This window comes from Streptomyces sp. 378 (assembly GCF_030124145.1).
In the GTDB taxonomy this organism is placed as follows: Bacteria; Actinomycetota; Actinomycetes; order Streptomycetales; family Streptomycetaceae; genus Streptomyces.
The window spans coordinates 47,307-70,017 of sequence record NZ_JASKMS010000026.1; the positions used below are offsets into that span (position 1 = coordinate 47,307).

Here is a 22,711-nt window from a genome sequence, read left to right on the forward strand (position 1 = left end):
CCGGGCCATGAGCGCGTGATCGCGGGCCGCTACCGGCTCCTGGCACCGCTCGGCGAGGGCGGTATGGGCACGGTGTGGCGCGCCCTCGACGAGGTGCTGCACCGCGAGGTGGCCGTCAAGGAGGTGCGTGCCCCGGCCGGTCTGGCGGGCGACGACGTGCGGCGGATGTACGCGCGCCTGGAGCGGGAGGCGTGGGCGGCGGCCCGGGTCACCAACCGCAATGTGGTGACGGTGTACGACGTGGCGACGGACGACGACCGGCCGTGGATCGTCATGGAACTGGTCCGCGGCCTCTCCCTCGCGGAGGTCCTGGACGCCGAGGGCCCGATGACACCGCAGCGCGCCGCGCACATCGGCGCCGAGGTGCTGGCCGCGCTGCGCTCCGCGCACGAGGCCGGGGTGCTGCACCGCGACGTGAAGCCGGCCAACGTACTGATCTCGAACGACGGCCGGATCGTGCTCACCGACTTCGGCATCGCCATGGTCGAGGGCAGCTCCGCCCTGACCATGACCGGCGAGGTCATCGGCTCGCCCGAGTTCCTCGCCCCGGAGCGGGCGCTGGGCCGCACACCGGGCCCGGAGTCCGACCTGTGGTCGCTCGGGGTGCTGCTGTACGCGGCGGTCGAGGGCCGCTCCCCCTTCCGTCACGACACCCCGCTGAGCACGCTTCGGGCGATCGTCGACGAGGAACTGCCGCCGCCGTACCGGGCCGGTCCGCTCGCCCCGGTGATCGAAGGGCTGCTGCGCAAGGATCCCGGGCAGAGGCTGCCGCCCGAGCGGGCCGAGCAGGATCTGCGGGTCGTCGCCGCGGGCGGCTCGCCGGGCGCGGACACCACACGGGCGGTTCCGTTCCCGCCGGCGGTGGCGGGTCGTCCCGAGCACGCGCCCACACCCCCGGCGCCGTTCCCGGGCCGGACGGCGGCGTCCGGGTCGGGTGCCACCACGACGGCCACCGGCCCGGACCGGGACCGCCGGGCCGGCCGGGTGCTGGTCGCGGGTGTGATCGCCCTGGCGCTCGCGGCGGGCGGGCTGACCTACGCGCTGCTGAACAACGGGGACGGTTCCGGCGACAACGAGCAGGGCGCCGGGGAGAGCACACCCACGGCATCCAAGAGCCCCCCGCGCGACACGGGGACGGAGAAGTCCAGCCCGTCGCCGACGCCGAGCAGGACCAAGGAGAGCAGTCCGCCGCCGCAGTCGGTGCGGGTCGCCCTGGAGGGCCGGCGCACGGACTACTCGGGGACGTGTCCGCCGCCCGACGCCCGGGCGCCCGAGTTCACGGCGACGCTCACGGTGGGGCGGCTGCCGGCCGAGGTGAGCTACCGCTGGGTGACGGGGGACGGCCAGGTGCTCGACGGGGGCTGGAAGACGCTGTCGTTCGCGGAGGGCGGCGGCCGTTCGAAGCGGGACACGGTGCGAGTGACGACCGAGGCGGAGACCGGGACGTTCGAGAACGAGATCGGCGTCGAGGTGCGCGAGCCGGTGCGGACCACGTCCGAGTCGGTGCCGTTCTCGGTGACGTGCGAGACGGAGACCCCGACGGGCGGGGCCTCCCCTTCTCCTTCCGGCACGGACCCGGACCCGGAGTCGGAGTCGGAGTCGGACTCGGACTCCGACTCGGACTCCGGTTGAGCGGTCAGTCGTTGCTGTTGAGCACGGGCAGGTAGCCGCCCGACTGGCCGGCTGCCTTCGGGTGGTACGACTCGCCGATGTTCAGCCAGCTGACGCTGTGCAGCCAGGAGTCGCCGGAGCAGATCTCGTGGCCGGTGAAGGTGGTGCGTACGTCGCCGAAGGCGAAGCCGTGGTCGGCGGCGCGCTTGGCGACGGCGGTGTTGAGGTGGTCGGAGGCGTCGTTGATGGCTTTGCGCTTGGTCTCGGACAGGCCGAGGCAGGTGGTGCCGAGCTTGTAGAAGCGGGGGTAGCCGAGGACGACGACCCGGGCGGCGGGGGCCTTGGAGCGGATCGACGAGTACACGCTGTCGAGTTTGCCGGGCAGCGTGGAGTCCACGTACGCCCGGGCGGTGTTGATGCGGGAGACACAGGAGCTGTCGGACTGGGTCACGCAGGTCGTCATCACGTCGGCGAAGCCGGCGTCGTTGCCGCCGACGCTGATCGAGACGAGGGCGGTGGAGGCGCTGAGCGGGGCGAGCTGACTCGCCAGAACATCACCCGTTCGGGCGCCCGAACAGGCCGTGAAGTCGAAGGTCGAGGGTGAGTGGGCGGCGGCCCAGAGGTAGGGGTACGCCTTGGTGCTGCGCTTGCATTCGCCACTGGAGCTGATGTAGCTGCCGGCTCCGACTCCCGCGGAATAGGAGTCACCGAGGGCCACGTAGCCGCCGGTTGCGGCGAGTGAGGACGCCTGCGCCGTCGCTGCCCCGGTCAGGGCGGTGCCGACGGCGAGGAGGAGCGAGCTCACGAGGACGACAAGTCGGGAACGTCTCATGGAACCTCCCTTTAGCAGGATCTCTGCCATAACCGTCGTAGCAGCTACGCGAGTTGACAGGAAGTGTCCATGCCAAGTCTTTTCGACCTCTCCCCGGACGCTCGGCGCGTTCACCACGGCTCAAGACGCGCAGCGGGCACCGATGGTGACCCCGCACGTCGCAGGCACGGGGTCCGGTCCTCCGAACCCCCGCACACACGTTCGCCGGAGGTCCTGATCCCCTCCGGTGACCGCATGTTTATGCGACGGGAATGGGCAACTTGCGTCGCACGAGCGGTCCCTCACAACGACCAAACCAACAAAAACGTGAGAGTCCGCTCCAGGTCTTGCCATACGGGTTCAATCGTCAATACCGTCATACATCTCACCCGCATCGGTCCGTCAGTACGCGGCTCTAGGGGAGGGCTCAAGGACCGCGACGAACCGGCGCGGGGCGCGGTAGGGGGGTGCCGTGCTCGGCGACCGCAACTGTCTCCGGGCCGTGCCGCGCGGTCGGCTGCCGTTTTTCGCGGCCGGCCAGCTTTGCCAGCTCACCCGGCGTGCCTCGGGTGAGAACCCCCCTTTCGAACCGGACTGGATCCGGACTGCCCTGGGGGGGCGGTCCACCGGACGAGAGGGACCAGACCCATGAGCTCAGTTCTGCAGCCGGCCGCGACGCAGCAGCGTCCGCCGACCGCCTCCAAGTACCGGCCCGTCTCCTCGCACCTGGCCATAGCGCCGCCGGTGAGCGTGGTCATCCCGGCCATGAACGAGGCGGAGAACCTTCCGTACGTCTTCAAGACCCTGCCCGACTGGATCCACGAAGTGGTCCTGGTCGACGGCAACTCCACCGACAACACCGTCGAGGTGGCCCGCGAGCTGTGGCCCGAGGTCAAGGTCGTCGAGCAGCGGGGCAAGGGCAAGGGCGACGCCCTGATCACCGGCTTCCAGGCCTGTACGGGCGACATCATCGTGATGGTCGACGCGGACGGCTCGGCGGACGGCGGGGAGATCCTCTCCTACGTCTCCGCGTTGGTCTCCGGCGCGGACTTCGCCAAGGGCTCCCGCTTCGCCAACGGCGGCGGCACCGACGACATGACCTTCATCCGCAAGCTCGGCAACTGGGCGCTGTGCACGGTCGTCAACCGCAAGTTCGGCGCCCGCTACACCGACCTCTGCTACGGCTACAACGCGTTCTGGCGCCACTGCCTCGACAAGATCGACCTCGACTGCACCGGTTTCGAGGTCGAGACGCTGATGAACATCCGGGTCGTCAAGGCCGGGCTCAAGGTGCAGGAGATCCCGAGCCACGAGTACCTGCGCATCCACGGCGTCAGCAATCTGCGGGCCGTGCGGGACGGACTGCGCGTGCTCCGGGTGATCCTTCAGGAGCGCTCCAACCGCCGTGCGCTGCGCCGCCGTTCACCCCAGTCGCCGATGCTGGACACCATGCGGGGAGAGGTGTCTTGAGCGGTCCCGGCATCTCCGTCGTGATCTGCGCGTACACCGAGGACCGCTGGGAGGACGTCCTCGCGGCGGTCTCCTCGGTCCGCGCGCAGTCACGACCGGCCCTGGAGACGCTGCTGGTCGTCGATCACCACCAGGCCCTTCTGGACCGTCTCGGCAAGGAGTACAAGGAAGCCGACGACGTGCGGGTGCTCGCCAACGCGGGCCCCCGCGGCCTGTCCGCCGGCCGCAACACCGGCATCGCCGCGGCCCGCGGCGAGATCGTGGCCTTCCTCGACGACGACGCCGTGGCCGAGCGCGACTGGCTGCGGCACTTCGCCGAGGCGTACGCCGACCCGCGGGTGATGGCGGTCGGCGGGCGCACGGTGCCGGTCTGGGCGTCGGGGCGGCGGCCCGACTGGTTCCCGGAGGAGTTCGACTGGGTGGTGGGCTGCACCTACCGCGGCCTGCCGCGCGGCCGGGTGCGGGTGCGCAACGTGCTCGGCGGCAACGCCTCGTTCCGCCGCAGCGCCTTCGACGCGGCGGGCGGCTTCGCCACCGGCATCGGCCGGGACGGCGACAAACGCCCGCTGGGATGCGAGGAGACGGAACTGTGCATCCGCCTCAGCCGCGCCCGGCCCGACGCGGTCCTGCTGATCGACGACCGGGCGGTGATCCATCACCGGGTGCCCGAGATCCGGGAGCGGTTCCGCTACTTCCGCACCCGCACCTACGCCGAGGGCCTGTCCAAGGCCCTGGTGGCCCGGAGCGTGGGGGCCGAGAAGGGCCTGGAGTCCGAGCGCCGGTACGCCACCCGGGTCCTGCCGGCCGGGGTGGCCCGGGGTCTGCGGGACGCCCTGCTGGCCCGGCCGGGCGGTGCCGGACGGGCCGGGGCGATCGTGGCCGGGGTGCTGACGGCGGCGGGCGGTTACGTCGTCGGCAGCGCACGGGCACGCCGGGGCGGGACCACCTTCTCGGTGCCGCAGGTGGAGGTGACGGCACGTGAGTGACGCCCGCGTACCGATCCTCATGTACCACGCGGTCGCGACCGACCCGAACGAGGCGACCCGCGCCCTGTCGGTGACCCCGGAAGCGTTCGCCGAGCAGATGGCGGTGCTCGCCGACCGGGGCCGCACCCCGGTCACCACGGCCGAACTGGCGTCGTGCTGGCGCTCCGGCCGCGCGCTGCCGGAGCGGCCGGTCCTCATCACCTTCGACGACGGCTACGAGGGTGTGCACCGGCACGCCCTGCCCGCGCTCGCCGAACACGGCTTCCCGGCCACCCTGTTCGTCACCACCGGGTGGCTCAGGGGCCCGTACGACACCGGGGGCGGCCTGGACACCATGCTGGACTGGGACCAGGTCCGCGAACTCGCGGCGGCGGGCGTCGAGATCGGTGGGCACAGCCACAGCCATCCGCAGCTCGACCAGGTCTCGGAGGCCACCCTGCGGTTCGAGCTGATCCACTGCAAGGAGATCGTCTCGGACCAACTGGGCGCCGTGCCCGCCTCGTTCGCCTACCCCTACGGTTACTCCAGCCGCCGGGTCCGGCAGGCGGTGCGCGAGACGGGTTACGCCCAGGCCCTCGCCGTCGGCAACGGCCTGGCGCGCCGGGCGCAGGGGCCGTACGCCCTGCGGCGGGTGACGGTGCGCCGCGGCACCGGCATCGAGGAGTTCGAGCGGGTGGTCGAGGGCCGCGCGATCACCCGTACGTTCGCCCGGGACCGCGCCCTGACCAAGGGGTACGCCGTGGTCCGCGGGACCCGGCGGGCCCGCCGCCTCATCTCCCGCACCGAGGGCTGACCTGCGCGGGACTACATGCCGCGTGCACCGGGAAACCGGGTGCACGCGGCGCTCCCGTGCCGGATCATGGCGGCATGTCTGACAACCCGCACGAGGCGCTGCCGATCCGGCTCAACGTCGACGACTCCGACTCCCCGTCCGACGTCGTCGACGCGCTGTTCCTCGGCCGCTTCGCGACGGGCGAGCAGCCGTTCTCCCACGCGGTGAACATCGACCGCGTCCGGTCCGGGGCGACGCTGATGCCGTCCGGTGCCCGCCTGCTGCGCGTCGCCCGGGACGACGACCGCAGCGCGACCCTCGCCGAGGGCGACGGCTGGACGCTGCTGGTCTCCCGCTGGAACCGGGGCGCCGACGTCACGGTGACGGCGACCAGCGAGGAACTGGCGAAGAAGGTCCTCGACCAGGCCACGGACGGCGCGGCGGACGAGCCCGAACCGCAGCCGGAGAACGTCACGATGGGCTTTTGGTACGTCTCCCCGCGCCGCGGCCCGCACCGCACCACCCGCCAGATCGCGGCGGGCACCTGGGAAGAGGTCCGGCCCAACTACACCGCGCCGGTGGCGGACGCCATGGACCGCCTGATGAAGACGACCCCGGAGGACATCGCGGGCCGGCTGCTCCTGTTGCACGGCCCGCCGGGCACCGGCAAGACCTCGGCGCTGCGCACCCTGGCCCGGTCCTGGCGCGACTGGTGCCAGGTGGACTGCGTCCTGGACCCCGAGCGGCTCTTCTCCGACGTCGGCTACCTCATGGACATCGCCATCGGCGAGGAGGACGCGACGGGCAAGGGCCGCTGGCGGCTGCTGCTCCTGGAGGACTGCGACGAGCTGATCCGCGGCGAGGCCAAGCACACGGCGGGTCAGGCCCTGTCGAGGTTGCTGAACCTGACGGACGGCCTGCTCGGCCAGGGCCGCAACGTCCTGGTCGGGGTCACCACCAACGAGGACCTGGAGCGCCTGCACCCGGCCGTGGTCCGACCCGGCCGCTGCCTCGCCCGGGTCGAGATCGGTCCGCTGACCCGAGCCGAGGCGGTGAACTGGCTGGGCCGGGAAGACGGGGTCGGCCGCGAGGGCGCGACGCTGGCGGAGCTGTACGCGCTGCGCCGGGGCACGTCCCCGACCTCCCTGCCGGAACCGCGCGGGGGCGTCGACGCGGGGCTGTATCTGTAGCGAGGCCACCCTCGAGGGCCGTTCACAACCGCTTCTCACCTTCTTGTCACCCGGGCGTGCCACAGTGTCCGGCGGAGCGATGCCGAGCTCCGCATGGACCAGGGAGGCCTCCGATGGCACACACGGCACCCACCGTGTTCAGCGAACCGGCCCACCGCGTCGGGCGGTGGGTCCTGCCCGTCGTCCTGGGTGCCGTCTACGGCAACTGGGTCGCGGTGAACCGGCGTCACGGCGGCCCGATCACCGGACCGGATGTGGCGTGGGGTGTGTGGAGCGCGCTGGCCTTCATGGCCCTCTGCGTCGCCGTGGTCCAGGCGACGCGGCGTCTCAGGCGCGACCTGCACGCCCTGCACGCCCTGCTCCGGGCCGTCTTCGCCGGCGCCGCGCTGGGCTTTCTCTACAGCCAGACCGGGGACGACCTCCGCCCGGTGGTCATCACGACACTGCTGGTCACGGCAGCCGTCTTCCTGCTGTTGCTCTATCGCTTCCACACGCGCGCCGCCGCGTAGCGGGTCCGCGGGACACCGGGCCGCCGTTGCCGTCCTCCAGGGCGCCTGGTGCTTTGATGGGGATATGACCCTGTTCGTCGGCACGTCCGGGTGGCAGTACCGAGACTGGCGGGACGTCCTGTACCCGTCCGGGCTGCCGATGCGGCTCTGGCTGGAGGAGTACGCGGGGCAGTTCGCCACCGTCGAGATCAACAACGCCTTCTACCGGCTTCCGGCCCGGGAGACGTTCGAGAACTGGCGGGGGCGGGTGCCCGGGGACTTCGTCGTCGCGGTCAAGGCGAGCCGCTATCTGACGCACATCAAGCGGCTCAAGGACCCCGAGGAGCCGGTGCACCGGCTGATGAGCCACGCGGCGGGTCTCGGCGACCGTCTGGGTCCGGTCCTGCTCCAGCTCCCGCCCACCCTGCGCGCCGACCCGGGCCTGCTGGCCGCGTGCCTGGCCTGCTTCCCGGCCCCGACCCGGGTCGCGGTCGAGCCGCGCCACGACTCCTGGTGGACACCGGAGGTCCGCCGGGTCCTGGAGTCCCGGGGCGCCGCCCTGTGCTGGGCCGACATCCTGGCCCGCCCGGCCACACCGCTGTGGCGCACCACCGACTGGGGCTACGTCCGCTTCCACCAGGGCCGTGCCCGGCCCTGGCCCCGCTACGGCCACCGCTCCCTCGCCACCTGGCTCGACCGCATCGCCACGACCTGGTCCGACGGCGGGGACGTCTACGCCTACTTCAACAACGACCCGGGAGGCGCCGCGGTGGCGGACGCGATGGCGTTCGCACGGGCGGGCAGGTCGGCGGGTCTGGACATCACTCGGACACCGCAGCGGCTGACGCGGCCGTCCGGCTGAGGCCCTACTCCCCGTGAGCCGCCCGCAGGGCGTCCCGGACCGCTGCGAGCGCGAGGTCCTCGCCCAGCCCGAGCCTCCTGGCCCGCTCCGCGTAGGCCTGTGCGGCCGAGGCCAGTTCGCGGTCCGCCGCCGAGCCGGCCGCGGCCACGAACGTGCCGTTGCGGCCCCGCGTCTCGATCACCCCGTCCGCCTCCAGCGCCCGGTACGCCTTGGCGACCGTGTTCGCGGCCAGGCCCAGCGACTCCGCCAGTCCCCGCACGGTCGGCAGCCGGTAGCCCACCGGCAGCGCGCCCGACCGCGCCTGCTCGGAGATCCGCGCTCGCACCTGCTCGTAGGGGGGAGCACTGTCGTCGATGTCGATCCTCAAGGTCACGGGCCGATTGTCGCGCACCCGGCGGAAAATGAGAGGCATCCCCGAGGGGTTCACCCGTAGCGTGCGCCTCCATGACCGTGATCGTGCGTGACCTGCGCCCCGATGTCCCGGCCGACGCCGAGGGGTTCTCCACCACCCGCCGCCTCGCCCTTCCGTACATGCTCTCCACACCCGAGTCCGTGGTGCACACCCTGACGCACGCCCACCCGGACGCCCACTTCGGGCAGCTCGTCGCCGAGGAGGACGGTGAGATCATCGGCACGGCTCAGGTCAGCGTCGCCCACGACAGTCCTGAGCCCGGCCAGGGCTCGGCCAACATCTACGTCCGTCCCGGCCACCGGGGGCGCGGCGCCGGTTCGCTCCTGCTGCGCGCCGCCGAGGAGCGCCTGGGGCGCCTGGGCGTCACAAAACTGTTCTCCTGGGTGCTGGACGAGCCAGGCCACCGTGCCTTCGCCGAGCGGCGCGGCTTCCGGGCCAGCCGTTCCGCCTGGTTCCTGCGCCTGGACCTGGCGGCCGGCACCCTGCCGCCCCGCCAGGAGCCCGCGCCGGGAGTCGAACTGCGCACGGCCTCCGACTTCGAGGACGACCCGCGCCCGATGTTCGAACTGGACGCGGAGACGTCGTCGGACGAACCGAGCGACATCGACGTGGAGTTCGCGGACTACGAGGCCTGGGTCGAGGAGCACTGGAAGCATCCGCTGCTCAACCGCGACCTGACCACGGTCGCCGTCGTCGACGGCCGTCCCGCCGCGTTCAGCGTGGCGTACACCGACGGCGACTCCCGCTACGGCACCGCCATGACCGGCACCGCCCGCGCGTTCCGCGGCAGGGGCCTGGCGAAGCTCGCCAAGAACGACTCCCTGCACCGGGCCCGCGCCGCGGGGTACACGGAGGCGTTCACCGGTAACGACACCGGAAACGAGCCGATGATCGCCATCAACAAGTGGTTCGGCTACGAAGTCTGCGCGAAGGAGGTGCGTTATGTCCGCGAACTCGGCTGACGGGCCCGCCCGGCTGGACGTCGTCCTCGTCAAGGCGGGCCGTACGAAGATCCGTTACACCGGCGAGCTGCTGGCGGACGACGGCACGCGCGTCGTGGTACGCGCGCCCTGGGCGGGCTCCGGCGTCCGCGACTTCGAGTTCGTCCGCTTCGAGCCCGGGGACGTCTTCACGGAGTACTACTGGCGCGACCGGTGGTACGCGGTGAAGGAGGTCCGCTCCGCCACGGGCACGCTGAAGGGCTGGTACTGCGATGTCACCCGCCCCGCCCGGTGCTCCGGCCCGGAGCTGGTCGTGGAGGATCTCGACCTGGACCTGTGGCGCTCCGCGGACGGCACGGACGTGCGGCGCCTGGACGAGGACGAGTTCGCCGAGAGCGGCCTCGGCGAGTCGGACCCAGTGGCGGCGCGGGCCGCCCTGGCCGCGCTCGACGAGCTGGAGTCACTGGCCCGCGACGGTGGTTTCACCGCGCTCCTGGCCTGACGCCCGGGCCCGCGCGATCACCGCGTACCGCTCGTCCGCCACCGCCCCGCCCCACAGCAGCGGATCGCCGGAGAGCCGCTCCACGCGCACCTGCCCGGCGAGGGGACCGAGCAGGTGCGTGATCCGCTCGGCCGGTACGCCGACCGGCGCGACGCTTCCCCACACGCCCTCGACCAGCACGAGCCGCCCTCCCGGCCGCAGCAGCCCGCACCAGCGTCTGAGGGCGCGGCCGGGGTCGGGCAGGGCCCACAGGACGTGCCGGACGAGCACGGCGTCGAAGCGCCGTTCCCCGACCGGCGGTGACGCCGCGTCCCCGAGGAGGAACACGGCGTCGCGCCCGGCCAGTTTCTCCCGGGCGAGCGTCACCATCGCCGGGGAGAGGTCCACGCCCGTCACGCGATGGCCCTGCTCGGACGCGAGGAGTGACAGGCTGCCGGTGCCGCAGCCGAGGTCGAGGACGTCGCCCGCGCGCTCCGGCAGCCAACCGCGCAGCCGCCCTGCCCAGGCGCGGCGCACGTCGGGGTCGCGCAGGCCGTGGTCGGGTTCCTCGTCGAAGGAGGCCGCCTCGGCGTCCCAGTCCACGTCGGAGCAGGTCACCGGCTCCCTGTCGTTCGTCATGACCCAAGAGTGACACCCGCCACTGACACCCGAATCGTGACTGCCGCCACTGACAGACCGGGAGCGATGAGTAACCCTCCCCCGAAAGGTCTACCTCCGTGAGAACGCGGAACCCGGTAGACCCTTGAGGAGGCAGCCATGCGCCGTGTGACCGTGCAGAAGCCCCTGAAGAAGACGGACGTCCGCCGGGTCCGCGACGAAGCCGACGAGCGCCCCGCTGGACGCCCGGAGGTCCGCAAGGACATCGCTCGCACGTGGTGGCCGGACGCCTGAGCGGCCGGTGCCGGTCATGAGACGCGCCGCAGGGACCGCCCACGAGGGGCAGGGCAGCCGCTTGCGGTAGTGCAGGCGGTCATGGGGCCCGTCCGTGCGGGGCTCCACCCGTTCGTAGCCGTACCTCGGGCAGCTCTTCTGGTTCTCCCACATCAGCGCGTTCGTGTAGAGCCGGATCTCGGACAGTCCCAGCCCGCGCGCGTGTGCCTCCACGAGCCGCAGCAGGCGCCGACCCACTCCCCGGCCGTGTGCCGCGGGGTGGACGGCGATGGTGTCGAGGAAGAGGTGGTCCTCGAACGCCTCGACCACGACGAGCCCGGTCACGGGATCGCCCGTCACGAACACCTTGCCCGCGGCCACGTTCGCCGCGTGGTCCTCCCGCATGGGTTGCGGCGCCCGCCCGATGCGCTCGACGTAGGGGCGGAAGGCCGCGTCGATCACCTCCGCGACGGCCGGTACGTCGGCGGCCCCGGCCGGCCGGATCTCCTCGTCTGCCATGCCGTGACGGTACCTACCTGATGCCAGTCCGAACACTCCCTTAAGCGGGCCATAAGGATCTCCTCCACCCGCCCTCAGCAGGCGATTTCCCGGTTTTCAGGGGTTAGCTTCGGATCACCCCACGGGATCCGGCCCACCGGGGCCAAGCCCTTCCCCCGCACCGTTTCGAGGAGTTCCCGCATGCCCGCACGCCGCAAGGCCGCCACCGCCGCCGCCCTCGGCGGCCTCCCGCTCGCCCTGACCGCGCTGACCGCCGTCCCGGCCGCCGCGCACGGCTCGATGGGCGACCCGGTCAGCCGGGTCTCGCAGTGCTACGCCGAGGGCCCCGAGAGCCCGAGGTCGGCCGCGTGCGAGGCGGCGGTCGCGGCCGGCGGCACCCAGGCCCTCTACGACTGGAACGGCATCCGCATCGGCGACGCGGGCGGCCGGCACCAGCAGCTCATCCCGGACGGCAAGCTGTGCAGCGCGAACAACGAGGAGTTCAAGGGCCTCGACCTGGCCCGCGCCGACTGGCCCGCGACCGGGGTGAGCAGCGGCTCGCACACCTTCGAGTACCGCGTGACCGCGCCCCACAAGGGCACCTTCACGGTGTACATCACCAAGCCCGGCTACGACCCGGCCGAGCCGCTCGCCTGGAAGGACCTGGATCTCGCGCACCCCGTCGCGACGTCCACGAACCCGGCCGCCACCGGCGGCTTCTACACGTTCTCCGGGACCCTGCCCCAGCGCTCGGGCAAGCACCTGCTGTACGCGGTCTGGCAGCGGTCGGACAGCCCGGAGGCCTTCTACTCCTGCTCGGACGTCGGCTTCGGCGGCGGTGGCGGCGCGGCAGGGGGCGCCACCCCGGCCCCCTCGGCCTCCGCTCCCACCGAGGAGCAGATCGAGGAGGGCAACGACAAGTCGACGATCGAGCACCACGGGCACGGCGACAACGACCCCAGCACCTCGGCCGAGCCGGCCGCGGCCCCGAAGGAGGGGAGCACGGCGGTCCGGCCGAAGGCCGCCGCATCCGCGCCCAACCGGCCCGAGGCGGCCGGTGCCACCGAGAACCTCGCCGAGACCGGCGGTGACAGCGGCACCGCCTACCTCGCGATCGGCGGCGCGGCCACCCTGGCGCTCGGCTCGTCGGCCCTGTTCCTGTCGGCCCGGCGCCGGACGGACAGCGCCGGACGGCACGGCCGGTGAACAACGGCCCGGTGAACGGGGTCCGCTGACCCGGTCCACCGCCCCCTGACCAGGGGCCTGTCCGGCGGCTCAGGCCGGACAGGCCCCGACACGTCTCCCTGACACGTGTCAGAGGATGACACGTGTCATTCGAAGGCCGATGCGCAGGTGGTGGGCCTGGCCCGCCCCGGATCGAGGGCGTTGGCCACCTCGTGGAAGGCGACCCGGTCGAGCAGCCCGACGGCCACATGCTCGGACAGGTCGAGGGGGCACAGGTCCTGGAGCAGGACGTTGCGCACGTCCGGCCCGCTCAGGTACTGGCTGCGCCACGGGGTGACCACCTGGTCGTACCGGGTGGCGATGACGGTGTAGCGCACCCCGGGCACCGTGTCGCCGCCCGTGTTGAGCTTGGCGAGGAAGGCGGAGCCGGTGACCTGGTCGGCGAGGGCGGGGGTGTTCTTCGCCAACAGGTCGGCGGCGCCGGGGAAGTAGGGCAGCAGGTGGGTGAACCCGCTCAGGGTGGTGCCGTGGTTGCTGGGCGCGATACCCACCAGGGCGTTCACCTTGGCGGCTCCGCCGAGGAACTTCACGTAGTAGCGGGGCATCATGCCGCCCTGTGAGTGCCCGACGATGTCGGTCTCGGCGGCGCCGGTGGCCGCGAGCACCCGGTCCACGAAGTCCTTCAGCTGTCCGGCGGACTTCTCCACGGGTCCGAGGCCGTGGAAGAAGGGGACGCCCTCCAACTGGCCGTAGTCGAGGGAGAAGACGCAGTAACCGCGGACCTTCAGGTAGGGGGCGAGGCCCAGCCAGTTGTCGACGGAGTTCCCGAGGGTGCCGTGGACCAGGACGACGGGGCGGGGGTGGGTGGCGGACGGCTTGCAGGAGTAGTCGTTCCAGCCGGAGTTCGGGGCGCCGGAGGCCTGGGCGGTGGTGGCGGGGGCGGTGACGGCGGCGGCGGTCAGCAGCAGCGCGGCCAGGGGTCTGAGCACTCGTTTCCAGGGCAGCATCGGGTGATCTCCTTGCGGCTCAAAGGGGGCGCGACGGCACGAGGCCCTGTGATCCGGATCACGAGGATGCTGTTCACTCGTCAAGTTACGGGCGAGTAGTCAAACTGGGAAGTTACGCGTCAGCAAAAACTTCCAGTGGTAACCGCCACCCGGGGACCCCGCCTCACCAGGCGGGTCGTAGGGGCCCGTGGGGGGCGACGCGCAGCAACCGCTCGCCCAGGAGGCGCAGTTCTCCCTCCCCCAGTACCGCACTCCACTCCCGCACCGCCTCGGCCGCCGCTTCTTCCGCGGCCCGTGTGCAGTCCCGGCCCCGCCCGGTCAACACGACCAGCCGCGCCCGCGCGTCCCCGGGGTGCGGCCGCCGCTCGGCGTACCCCTTGCGCACCATCTCGTCGACGAGTTGGCTCGCGGCCTGCTTGGTCACCCCGAGGTGGACGGCGAGGTCGGTGACCGTCGCGCCGTCCGGAGCGAGCCGGGCGAAGGCGAAACCGTGCGCGGGCCGCAGCCCTTCGAAGCCGCGGGCGAGCACGCCCTCGTGGATGCGTTGCGTGAGCCCGCCGGCGGCGGCGAGCAGGGCGGTGGACAGGGCCATGGCCTCGGAGTTGTGCACACATGCATTGAAACACCCTTGACGCGATGGTCAAGCAGCTTGATTATATAGTCAACCTGCTTGACTACATGGAGGCCTCATGCCCATCGTCCGCTCGTCCGAAGGCGTCACCCACGAGATCCACGGCGCCCGTTTCGTCTCGTACGCCATCCCGAGCAGCGGCAGCAAGGAGCTGTGCGCCTGGCGCGGCGAGATCCCGCCCGGCCTCAAGGCACCCGCGCACGCGGTCAGCCGCGAGGAGATCTTCCATCTGCTCGACGGCGAACTGCTGATCACCCTCGACGGCCGCACCGAGCGGATCGCCGCGGGCGACACGGTGATCATCAACCCCGGCGCCACCCTGACCGTCGAGAACCCGACCGACCGGACCGCGTACTCCTGGGTCACCACCTCGATCGGCCTGGAGGCACGGCTGGCCGACGGCACCCGCGTCGTGCCGCCGTGGGCCAACTGACGTCACGCGGAAGGCTCTACGCCGCCCGCCCCCCCAGCCCCCCGGGCATCACCGCCCGCGGCCCGAACTTCGCTCGCGCGCGGTCCGCGACCTCCTCGACACGGCGGACCTTCTCGTCCACCGGGTCGAAGGTCAGCTGATGGGAGGCCTGGTCGGCGGGGTCGAGCCCCTCGGCGCGCAGGGAGATCGCCCGCACCCGGGCCCGCTGCAGCCCGAGCGCCTCGTACATGCCGTACGCGGCCCTGGTCAGCGCCGGGGAGTGCGCGGTCGGTTCGGGCAGGGTGCGACTGCGGGTCGTGGCGATGGGGGTCCCCCCGCTCGAGCCTGTTCGAGAGTGGGGGAGGTCGGCGTAGCGCACGGTCAGGGTGAGCGTGCGGCAGACCTTCTCCAGGGCGCGCAGCCGGGCACCGATCTCCTCGGCGGCCGACAGCAGCGCCCGGCGGTGCCGGTCCGGGTCCAGTTCGTCGCGTCCGAAGGGGCGTTCGGTGGCGAGGGACCGGGAGACGGCGTTCGGCACGACCCGGCCGCGGTCGACGCCGTTCGCCTTCTCACGCAGCTCGCGGCCGGCCTTGGCGCCGACCAGCCGCTGGAGCGTGGACAGCGGTGCGGCGGCGACCCGGCCGAGGGTGTCGAGACCGTAGTCTCCCAGCGTGTGGGCGGTCGCGGTGCCCACGCCGGGCAGCTCGGCGACGGGCTTGTCCGCGAGGAACTCCGTGATGGCGCCCGGCTCGTCGGGCACCGCACACGTCACCCCGGGCACGGCGTCGCGCAGCGCCATCCGGGCCAGCATCGGCCCGGGCCCCGCCCCGATCACGCAGTCGACGCCGTACAGCGCGAGCGACCGCACCCGGATCACCGAGGCCAGTTCGACGGCGTCCCGCCCGAAGTACCGCTCGGCGCCGCGCAGGTCGGCCAGCGCCCCGTCCGGTGGCAGGGCCTGGACGACGGGGGTGAACTCCTCGAGCATCCCGAGCAGGTGGGGCAGGTCGGCCTCGCTCGTCGGAGGCAGCTGGAAACGTACGCAGAGGATGGTCATCCCGCACTCCCCGGACTCTGGTGCCACAACTTCCTCGTGTTCGCGGGCCCTTCGCCCGCCGGACGCAGATCGGCCCAGGGGTGCATCTCGTACCCCGTGGGCATGCGGATCTTCCGCTGCTCCATCGGATCCCTGGCCGCGGAGCCCGTCGGCGCGGGCGCTCCGTCCGACCCGGCGAGCCGCCGGCGCGCGGCCCCCTCGCCGTCGCCGCCGGAAGCGTCATCGCCGGAACCCTCGTCACCGGCATCGCCGCCGCCGGGGCCGGCCAGCCGGGCCGCGACCCCCTCCAGCCCTTCCTCCCGGCGCACGTCCAGCAGATCCGCGAGGTTCCAGGCGGCGGCGCCCACCACGCTGAGGCTGCGCGGGCCTCGGCGCTGCACCACCCCGCGCACCAGCAGCAGCCAGGAGTGGAAGACGGTGTGGGCGCAGGCGTCGTGGGAGTCGTCGAAGAAGGCGAGGTCGACCAGGCCCGTGCCGTCGTCCAGGGTGCTGAAGATGACCCGCTTGCCGGACCGGATCGGCGGGGTCTGGGTGGCCGCCTTGGCGCCCGCGACCAGCACCGTCTCTCCGTGCCGGGCCTCGCGCAGCCGCCGCGCCGACACCACGCCCAGCTCGTCGAGGAACTGCCGGTGGTCGTCCATCAGGTTGCGTGAGGCGTCCATGGACAGCACGCCCAGCTCGGCGCTGAGCCGTTCCGAGGAGGTGAGGTCGGGCAGCCCGGCCGGAGCGGTCTTCCGGCCTCCGGCCAGGGGGAGCTGCCCGCCGCCCGCACCCCGGGCGCCCCGGTGCAGCTCGGTCAGATGCAGTTGCAGATCCCGGCGGTTGGCGCCGAACGCGTCCAGCGCTCCCACCTGCGCGAGCCGCTGGGCCAGCGGACGGCTGGGGCGGCCCCGCTCCCAGAAGTCGACCAGCGAGGCGTACGGCTGTCCCTCGGCGATCCGCGCCGCCTCGGCCTCGCTGATGCCGTGCACATCGGAGAGCGCCAGCCGCAGCCCCCATTTACCGGACACCAGTTCGATACGATGGGCGACTCCCGATGTGTTCACGTCCAACGGCAGCACGGGCACCCCGCGCCGCCGCGCGTCCGCCAGCAGCAGCCGCTTCGGGTACATCCCGGGGTCGTGCGTGAGCAACCCCGCGTAGAAGGCGGCCGGGTGATGGGTTTTCAGCCACGCCGACTGGTACGTCGGCACGGCGAAGGCGACCGCGTGCGCCTTGCAGAAGCCGTACGAACCGAAGGCCTCGACGATCTCCCAGGTCCGCTGGATCGTTTCCGCGTCATAGCCGTTCGCCGCCGCGTGCTGCGCGAACCACACCTTGATCCGCCCCTGCGACTCCGCGTCCGACAGCCCACGCCGCACCCGGTCGGCCTCGCCGCGCCCGCAGCCGGTCATGATGTCGACGATGTCGATGATCTGCTCATGGAAGACGACGACCCCGTAGGTCTCCTTCAGCGGCCCCTCCAGATCCGGGTGCGGATACCGGATGGGCGCCCGTCCGTGCCGCGCCTCGATGAACGGCCGCACCATGTCGGCCGCGACCGGGCCGGGCCGGAACAGCGAGATGTCGACGACGAGGTCGTGGAAGCCGGCCGGCTGGAGCCGCCCGACCAGGTCCCGCTGCCCGGGCGACTCGATCTGGAAGCACCCGAGCGTCTCGGTGGACTGGATCAGCCGGTACGTCGCGGGGTCATCCGGCGACAGCGCGTCCAGATCGACCCTCTTCCCCGAGACCCGCTCCACCTCCTGCACCGCGTGCGCCATGGCCGACTGCATCCGCACACCCAGCACATCGAGCTTCAGCAGCCCGAGCTCCTCGACGTCGTCCTTGTCGAACTGCGACATCGGAAAGCCCTCGCCGCTGGTCGGCATGACCGGGGTACGCGCCGGCAGGGAGGCGTCGGACAGCAGCACTCCGCACGGGTGCATGGCGACCCCGCGCGGCAGGGCGTCCAGCGCCTCGACCAGTTCCCACAGCCTGCCGTACTTCTCCTTCTCCCCCGCCAGCGCGCGCAGCTCGGGCAGTTCCGCCAGCGCGGCGCGGGCGTCCCGGGCCCGGATGTGCGGAAAGGACTTGGCGATACGGTCGATCTCGGCCGGGTCCATGGACAGGGCGGCCCCCACGTCACGGATGGCGTGCCGTACGCGATACGTCTCCGGCATGGCGACCGTCGCGACCCGCTCGGTGCCGAACCGGTCGATGATCGCGCGGTAGACCTCCAGCCGGCGCGCGGACTCCACGTCGATGTCGATGTCGGGCAGCACGACCCGCTCCTTCGACAGGAACCGCTCCATCAGCAGCCGGTGCTCGATCGGGTCGGCGTGCGCGATCCCGAGCAGATGGTTGACGAGCGACCCGGCCCCGGACCCCCGGGCCGCCACCCGAATACCCATCTCGCGTACGTCGTCGACCACTTGGGCGACGGTCAGGAAGTAGGAGGCGAATCCGTGGTGGGCGATGATGTCCAGCTCATGGTGCATCCGCTCCCAGTACTCCCGCCGCCGGTCGTACCCGCGCAGCACCATCCCCGCCGCCGCCCGCGAGGCCAGCGTCCGCTGGGCGGTACGGCGTCCGGCGCCGACCAGATGCGGTTCGGGAAAGTGGACGGTGCCGATCCCGAGATCGCCCTCGGGGTCCACCAGACACTCGGCGGCCGTGGCCTCCGTCTGCTCCACCAGCCGGTGAGCGGTCTCCCGCCGGAACCCCGCGGCCTCCACGATCCGCTCCGCCGCCCGGAACATGTCCCCGGCGTCCTTGAGCCACGCCTCGCCGGAGTCCAGCTCCCCGGCCGGATCGATGGGCACCAGTCGCCGGGCGGCGTCCAGGACGTCGGCGACGGGCCCCAGCCCCGGGTCGGCGTACCGCACCGCGTTGGTGAGCACGGGCCGGATCCGCTGCTCGGCGGCGAAGCCGACGGTACGGGCGGCCAGCCGCAGCGACCCGGGCCCCGTACCTCTCCGGCCGTGCCAGACGGCCTCCAGCCGCAGGTCGTCGCCGTAGTTCTCCCGCCAGGGCACGAGCAGCCGGGCCGCACGGTCGGGACGCCCCGCGGCCAGGGCGCGTCCGACATCCGATTCCGGCCCGAGCAGCACGGTCAGCCCTTCGGCAGGACGGCGCCCCCAGGGCAGCAGGGGCGTCGCCCTCTCCCCCTCGTGGGCGGCCGAGACGAGCCGGCACAGCTCCCCCCAGCCCCGGGCACCGTCCCGGGCGAGGAAGATCGCACGAGGGGCCGATTCGTCGACGAAGGCACCACCCCGCACCGGGGTCCGGCGCCGCCGTCCCCGCTGCCCGGCCCCGGGCTCCGCACCCGCCACGGCCAGATCGACCCCGAACAGCGGACGGACCCCCGTCTTCCCGCAGGCCTTGGAGAACCGGACCGCGCCGGCGAGCGTGTCGCGATCGGTCAGCGCCAGGGCGTCCATGCCCCGCTCGGAGGCACGCTCGGCCAGCCGCTCCGGGTGCGAGGCTCCATGGCGCACCGAGAATCCGGAGACGGTGTGCAGATGCGTGAACCCCGGCACACGCACCTCCCGCACTCGTGAGCCACACCAGCTCTCGAACATCTGTTCCCAATAACCTCACCCCCACCATACCCCCATCCTCGAATGTATGTACGACATCCGTTCGGCCCCGTCCCACCTGCGGAAACACCCCGTGGCCCCCGCCCCTCCTCCCGCCCTTCTGGAAGGCGATCGGCCCGGCCCTGCCCCCGGGCGCCGGCACCTGGGCGACCCGCTCCATCGCCTACTTCGACAACAACGCGATGACCGGCCCCCTCCTGGTTCTGGCGGCATGGGCAGCGGCGGGAACAGCGATCACCATGGCAGCGGCGGCACGCCGAAGGACGCCGTAACCACCGCACGCGAGGCCCCCGGGGGACGAGCGCCCAGACCCGCGAACGCCAAGCGTCACCGGCGTCTGCGCGGCGCCGACTTCCTCGACACGGACGCCCATCCGGCCCTCACCTCCACCTCGACCCGCGTGGAGCAGACCGGCGGGGCCCGCCTCCAGTCACCGGCGGCGCACCCGCGCACGGCGCGAAGGGGACGTGTCGGGGGGTGTCCGCCCGCAGCGGTTGGCGCGTCGACGAACAGTCAGTCGGCGTCCGACCCCATCGCGCCGTTCCGAGGACGGACACCCCCGGCGCGGCCCCGACCACCACCCGGCACCCGGCGAAGACGCGCACCCCCGACGCGGCCCCGCCCCGCACCCGGCGGTCAGGCGAAGCGGACGCGCACCCCCAGTGCGGTCCGAATCACCACCCGGCGAACAGGCGCAGACGACGCGCACCTCCACCGGAGGTATCCGCAAAAAGTCCCGCCCCTCGCACAAGGGGCGGGACCTCACACACGCAGCGTGTCAGCCGATCTGCGTCCCGGTCGCCGACAGCGCCTCGGTCACCGGCTGGAAGAACGTCTCCCCGCCCGAGGTGCAGTCACCGCTGCCGCCGGAGGTGAGCCCGACCGCCTTGTCGCCCGAGAACAGCGACCCGCCACTGTCACCCGGCTCCGCGCACACGTCGGTCTGGATCAGCCCGTTGACGATGTCGCCGTTGCCGTAGTTCACGGTGGCGTCCAGTCCCGTGACCTCGCCCTCGTGCACCTGCGTGGTCGATCCACTCCGGGTGACCGCCATGCCGACGGTCGCGTCCACGGCGCCCGAGATCTTCCGGGTGGACCCGTCGTACAGGTTCACCTCACTCGGGTGGGCGACCCCCGCGCTGTACTTGACCAGCCCGTAGTCGTCGTCCGGGAAGCTGGAGTCCGCGTTGGTGCCGATCACCTTGCCGCTGGAGTCCGACCAGGCGGAGATGCCCTCGGTGCAGTGCCCGGCGGTCAGGAAGAACGGCTCGCCGCCCTTGACCACGTTGAAGCCGAGCGAGCAGCGCCCGCCACCGCCCGTGATCGCGTCGCCACCGGCGATGAAGGGCTTGTACTCCCCCTTGGACCGCTTGAGTTCGGCCTTCGCCCCGAGCCCGTCCACGACCTTCGTCAGCGTCGCCCACTCGGCCTCGGAGACCGTGCGGTCGGCGGTCACGACGACCTTGTTCGTCGTCGGGTCGGTCACCCAGGCCGTACCCGGGATCGTCGCGTCCTGCTTCAGCGTGCTGCGGGCGCTGTTGAGTTCGGCGAGGGAGTTCGCCACGACTCTCGCCTTGGCGCCGGCCTTCTCGACGGCCTGCGCGGCGGCCTCGTCGAGCACGTTCACCACGAGCCTCTTGCTCTTGGTGTCGTAGTACGTCCCGGCCGCGTCACCGCCCAGGTCCTCGGCCAGCGCCGAGGCGAGCTTTCCGGCCGCCGTGACCGACAGGGTCCGGGGTGCGGACGCCTCAGGGGTCTCACTGGCGTTCGCGGTCTGGAACGTCACTCCCGCGGCGACGAGTGCGGTGATGCCCGCACCTGCCACGGCCGCACGCCGCTTGGGTATGCGTCGGTGCTTCAACTTCTGTCCTCCTGTGGGGGGTCGGCGCGAGAGGTTGTGGGGACCTCACGGGCCGGAAGGGCCTCGTTGACGAGCGTCCACTATTCCGAGGACAACGGGGAGCACACAAGGGTGAGTTCGAGACGCGCGTAGACGGCGCTTCACACGCCCCCCCAAGTTGACCGTCCACGGCCAAATCGGACCCAACTCCCGCGCGTTCGGACTGCAAACATTACGCGCGAGTAATGTGCACGTACTCTACGCGGTCTACCCATGGCCGGATTTCGCCCCGCGCCGCCCCCGTCCCGAAAGGGCGCCCGCACCCAGCGTGAAGCCCCCGCACGCGGTGCGTGCGGGGGCCACAAGGTGCTGCGAACTGCCGCCGGGGGCCTAGTAGACGCTGACGCCGTAGGCGCTCAGGGCCTCCGTGACGGGCTGGAAGAACGTCGTGCCACCGGAGGAGCAGTTGCCGCTGCCGCCGGAGGTCAGACCGTACGCCGTGCCGTTGCTGCCGTAGAGCGAACCGCCGGAGTCACCGGGCTCGGCGCAGACGGTGGTCTGGATCAGGCCGGAGACGATGTCGCCGCCACCGTAGTTGACGGTGGCGTTGAGGGCGGTGACACGGCCGCTGCGCGTACCGGTCGTGGAGCCGTCGCGGATGACGGTGGTGCCCACGCTCGGGGTGGCCGCGCGCGTGATGTCCACGCCGTTCGCGGTGCCGGGACGGCTGACGGAACCGCTGTAGCGCACGATGCCGTAGTCGTTGCCCGGGAAGCTGGAGCCGGCGGTCGAGCCGATGACCGAGGTGCGGCCGGAGTTGGAGTACCAGGTGCCCGCGCCGTCGGTGCAGTGACCGGCGGTCAGGAAGTACTCGGTGCCGTTGCTGGCACGGACGTTGAAGCCGAGGGAGCAGCGCCAGCTACTCGCATAGATGGCGTCGCCGCCCTGGATGAGCTTGCTGAACTTGCCGGGGACGCGCTTGATCGTGAGCGCGTCGGCGTTGGCGCCGGCCTGCTGCTTGATCTTCGCTATCTCGGACTGGGTGACCGTGCTGTCGACGGTCAGGAGTACGCGGTCGGTCTTGCTGTCGACGGCCCAGGCGGTGCCCGGGACGTCGGCCTTCAGCAAGGAACCGCTGGCGCTCTTGAGTTCGGCGGCGCTGAAGGTGGTGGGGGCGTCGGAGGCGTTCGCGCTGGGGATCGCGATCGCTGCGGCGGCGACGAGACCGGTGGAAACGGCGATCAGCCGGGTCCGTCTCGAAATGCCACTGCGGGGGGTGGTGCGCTTGATCCTCACTTTTCGTTCCTCCACAAAGGAAGTCGGGGGCCCTCGTGGGGTTGTGGGCCCGTGAGGCGCAGTCAGAGACCAGCTGTCCGGATTCCGAACTCGCCGTGCCCCTGACAAGCGCTGAAGGGGAGTATTCGGCCGAACGGCCGGTCGGCGCAAGAGTGCCTTTCGGACTTCAACCTTTGGGAGTTCTTGACGAAGCCGCCTCGCGGTCGGCTTCCGGACCCCCGCCCGCTCCTCGCACCAGCGCGCGCTTCCCCGCCGCGACCTCGGCCTCCGGCGTGTTCTCGGCGGGCGG

The 22,711-nt window shown here is 72.1% G+C and carries 20 protein-coding genes and 2 pseudogenes; 12 read left to right on the plus strand and 10 right to left on the minus strand.

Annotated elements, in window-relative coordinates:
* Window positions 1–15: 15 nt before the first annotated feature.
* Window positions 16–1,632, plus strand: a complete 1,617-nt coding sequence (locus QNO09_RS28995) for a serine/threonine-protein kinase (protein ID WP_502962358.1) — start codon at window positions 16–18, stop codon at window positions 1,630–1,632.
* 4 nt (window positions 1,633–1,636) lie between these two features.
* On the opposite strand, the gene QNO09_RS29000 is transcribed toward QNO09_RS28995, so the two are convergent.
* Window positions 1,637–2,443, minus strand: coding sequence for an SGNH/GDSL hydrolase family protein (locus QNO09_RS29000; RefSeq protein ID WP_283973214.1), 807 nt, complete (start codon window positions 2,441–2,443; stop codon window positions 1,637–1,639).
* 627 nt (window positions 2,444–3,070) lie between these two features.
* Between QNO09_RS29000 and QNO09_RS29005 the strand changes: the two genes are divergently transcribed.
* From QNO09_RS29005 to QNO09_RS29030, 6 genes are all read left to right on the plus strand, one after another.
* Window positions 3,071–3,892 (plus strand): glycosyltransferase family 2 protein, encoded by an 822-nt coding sequence (locus QNO09_RS29005; RefSeq protein WP_283973215.1) that lies wholly within the window; start codon window positions 3,071–3,073, stop codon window positions 3,890–3,892.
* A complete protein-coding gene (locus tag QNO09_RS29010) occupies window positions 3,889–4,878 on the plus strand; it encodes a glycosyltransferase family 2 protein (RefSeq protein WP_283973216.1) in 990 nt (329 codons plus the stop codon). The genes QNO09_RS29005 and QNO09_RS29010 overlap by 4 nt, the downstream gene beginning before the upstream one ends.
* The gene (locus QNO09_RS29015) at window positions 4,871–5,671 is read left to right on the plus strand and encodes a polysaccharide deacetylase family protein (protein WP_283973217.1); all 801 of its coding nucleotides are present in this window, start codon (window positions 4,871–4,873) and stop codon (window positions 5,669–5,671) included. Before QNO09_RS29010 ends, QNO09_RS29015 begins: the two co-directional genes overlap by 8 nt.
* 74 nt (window positions 5,672–5,745) lie before the next feature.
* Entirely contained in the window at window positions 5,746–6,840 is a 1,095-nt protein-coding gene (locus tag QNO09_RS29020) for a DUF5925 domain-containing protein (protein WP_283973218.1), read from the plus strand.
* A 113-nt stretch (window positions 6,841–6,953) separates the two neighbouring features.
* Window positions 6,954–7,349 (plus strand): hypothetical protein, encoded by a 396-nt coding sequence (locus tag QNO09_RS29025; RefSeq protein WP_283973219.1) that lies wholly within the window; start codon window positions 6,954–6,956, stop codon window positions 7,347–7,349.
* A 64-nt stretch (window positions 7,350–7,413) separates the two neighbouring features.
* Window positions 7,414–8,190: a DUF72 domain-containing protein gene (locus QNO09_RS29030; protein WP_283973220.1), complete on the plus strand. Its 777-nt coding sequence runs from the start codon at window positions 7,414–7,416 to the stop codon at window positions 8,188–8,190.
* A gap of 4 nt (window positions 8,191–8,194) precedes the next feature.
* Here QNO09_RS29030 and QNO09_RS29035 read toward each other — a convergent pair whose 3' ends face one another.
* A complete protein-coding gene (locus tag QNO09_RS29035; RefSeq protein WP_283973221.1) occupies window positions 8,195–8,563 on the minus strand; it encodes a GntR family transcriptional regulator in 369 nt (122 codons plus the stop codon).
* Between the two features lie 71 nt (window positions 8,564–8,634).
* Here QNO09_RS29035 and QNO09_RS29040 point away from each other — a divergent pair, with 71 nt between their 5' ends.
* Both QNO09_RS29040 and QNO09_RS29045 read left to right on the plus strand, forming a co-directional pair.
* On the plus strand, window positions 8,635–9,564 hold the full coding sequence (locus tag QNO09_RS29040) for a GNAT family N-acetyltransferase (RefSeq protein ID WP_283973222.1): 930 nt from the start codon (window positions 8,635–8,637) through the stop codon (window positions 9,562–9,564).
* Window positions 9,545–10,045: a ribonuclease FAU-1 family protein gene (locus tag QNO09_RS29045; protein ID WP_283973223.1), complete on the plus strand. Its 501-nt coding sequence runs from the start codon at window positions 9,545–9,547 to the stop codon at window positions 10,043–10,045. The genes QNO09_RS29040 and QNO09_RS29045 overlap by 20 nt, the downstream gene beginning before the upstream one ends.
* Here QNO09_RS29045 and QNO09_RS29050 read toward each other — a convergent pair.
* Together QNO09_RS29050 and QNO09_RS29055 are read right to left on the minus strand one after the other, a co-directional pair.
* The gene (locus QNO09_RS29050; protein ID WP_283973224.1) at window positions 10,004–10,663 is read right to left on the minus strand and encodes a class I SAM-dependent methyltransferase; all 660 of its coding nucleotides are present in this window, start codon (window positions 10,661–10,663) and stop codon (window positions 10,004–10,006) included. The two genes, QNO09_RS29045 and QNO09_RS29050, sit on opposite strands and share 42 nt — an antisense overlap.
* Before the next feature lie 327 nt (window positions 10,664–10,990).
* Window positions 10,991–11,434: pseudogene (locus QNO09_RS29055) on the minus strand (GNAT family N-acetyltransferase); the annotation flags it as partial.
* 180 nt (window positions 11,435–11,614) lie between these two features.
* Between QNO09_RS29055 and QNO09_RS29060 the strand changes: the two are divergent.
* Complete coding sequence (locus QNO09_RS29060) at window positions 11,615–12,619, plus strand: lytic polysaccharide monooxygenase (RefSeq protein WP_283973225.1); 1,005 nt, start codon at window positions 11,615–11,617, stop codon at window positions 12,617–12,619.
* 125 nt (window positions 12,620–12,744) lie between these two features.
* Here the strand turns inward: QNO09_RS29060 and QNO09_RS29065 are convergent, their stop codons facing one another.
* Together QNO09_RS29065 and QNO09_RS29070 are read right to left on the minus strand one after the other, a co-directional pair.
* Entirely contained in the window at window positions 12,745–13,605 is an 861-nt protein-coding gene (locus QNO09_RS29065) for an esterase/lipase family protein (protein WP_283973226.1), read from the minus strand.
* 163 nt (window positions 13,606–13,768) lie between these two features.
* Window positions 13,769–14,215 (minus strand): MarR family winged helix-turn-helix transcriptional regulator, encoded by a 447-nt coding sequence (locus QNO09_RS29070; RefSeq protein ID WP_283973227.1) that lies wholly within the window; start codon window positions 14,213–14,215, stop codon window positions 13,769–13,771.
* Window positions 14,216–14,294: 79 nt separating this feature from the next.
* On the opposite strand from QNO09_RS29070, the gene QNO09_RS29075 reads away from it, so the two are divergent.
* Window positions 14,295–14,669, plus strand: a complete 375-nt coding sequence (locus tag QNO09_RS29075) for a cupin domain-containing protein (protein ID WP_283973228.1) — start codon at window positions 14,295–14,297, stop codon at window positions 14,667–14,669.
* A gap of 16 nt (window positions 14,670–14,685) precedes the next feature.
* Here the strand turns inward: QNO09_RS29075 and QNO09_RS29080 are convergent, their stop codons facing one another.
* Window positions 14,686–15,705, minus strand: coding sequence for a DNA polymerase Y family protein (locus QNO09_RS29080; protein WP_283973229.1), 1,020 nt, complete (start codon window positions 15,703–15,705; stop codon window positions 14,686–14,688).
* Window positions 15,702–19,226: a DNA polymerase III subunit alpha gene (locus QNO09_RS29085; protein WP_283973230.1), complete on the minus strand. Its 3,525-nt coding sequence runs from the start codon at window positions 19,224–19,226 to the stop codon at window positions 15,702–15,704. The genes QNO09_RS29080 and QNO09_RS29085 overlap by 4 nt, the downstream gene beginning before the upstream one ends.
* Window positions 19,227–19,363: 137 nt before the next feature.
* On the opposite strand from QNO09_RS29085, the pseudogene QNO09_RS29090 reads away from it, so the two are divergent.
* Window positions 19,364–19,558 (plus strand): annotated as a pseudogene (locus QNO09_RS29090) (DUF3533 domain-containing protein); the annotation flags it as partial.
* 506 nt (window positions 19,559–20,064) lie between these two features.
* Here the strand turns inward: QNO09_RS29090 and QNO09_RS29095 are convergent.
* Both QNO09_RS29095 and QNO09_RS29100 read right to left on the minus strand, forming a co-directional pair.
* Window positions 20,065–21,147 carry a S1 family peptidase gene (locus QNO09_RS29095; RefSeq protein ID WP_283973231.1) on the minus strand — a complete coding sequence of 361 codons (1,083 nt, stop codon included), beginning with the start codon at window positions 21,145–21,147 and terminating at the stop codon, window positions 20,065–20,067.
* A 369-nt stretch (window positions 21,148–21,516) separates the two neighbouring features.
* A complete protein-coding gene (locus QNO09_RS29100) occupies window positions 21,517–22,422 on the minus strand; it encodes a S1 family peptidase (protein ID WP_283973232.1) in 906 nt (301 codons plus the stop codon).
* Window positions 22,423–22,711 lie beyond the last annotated feature (289 nt).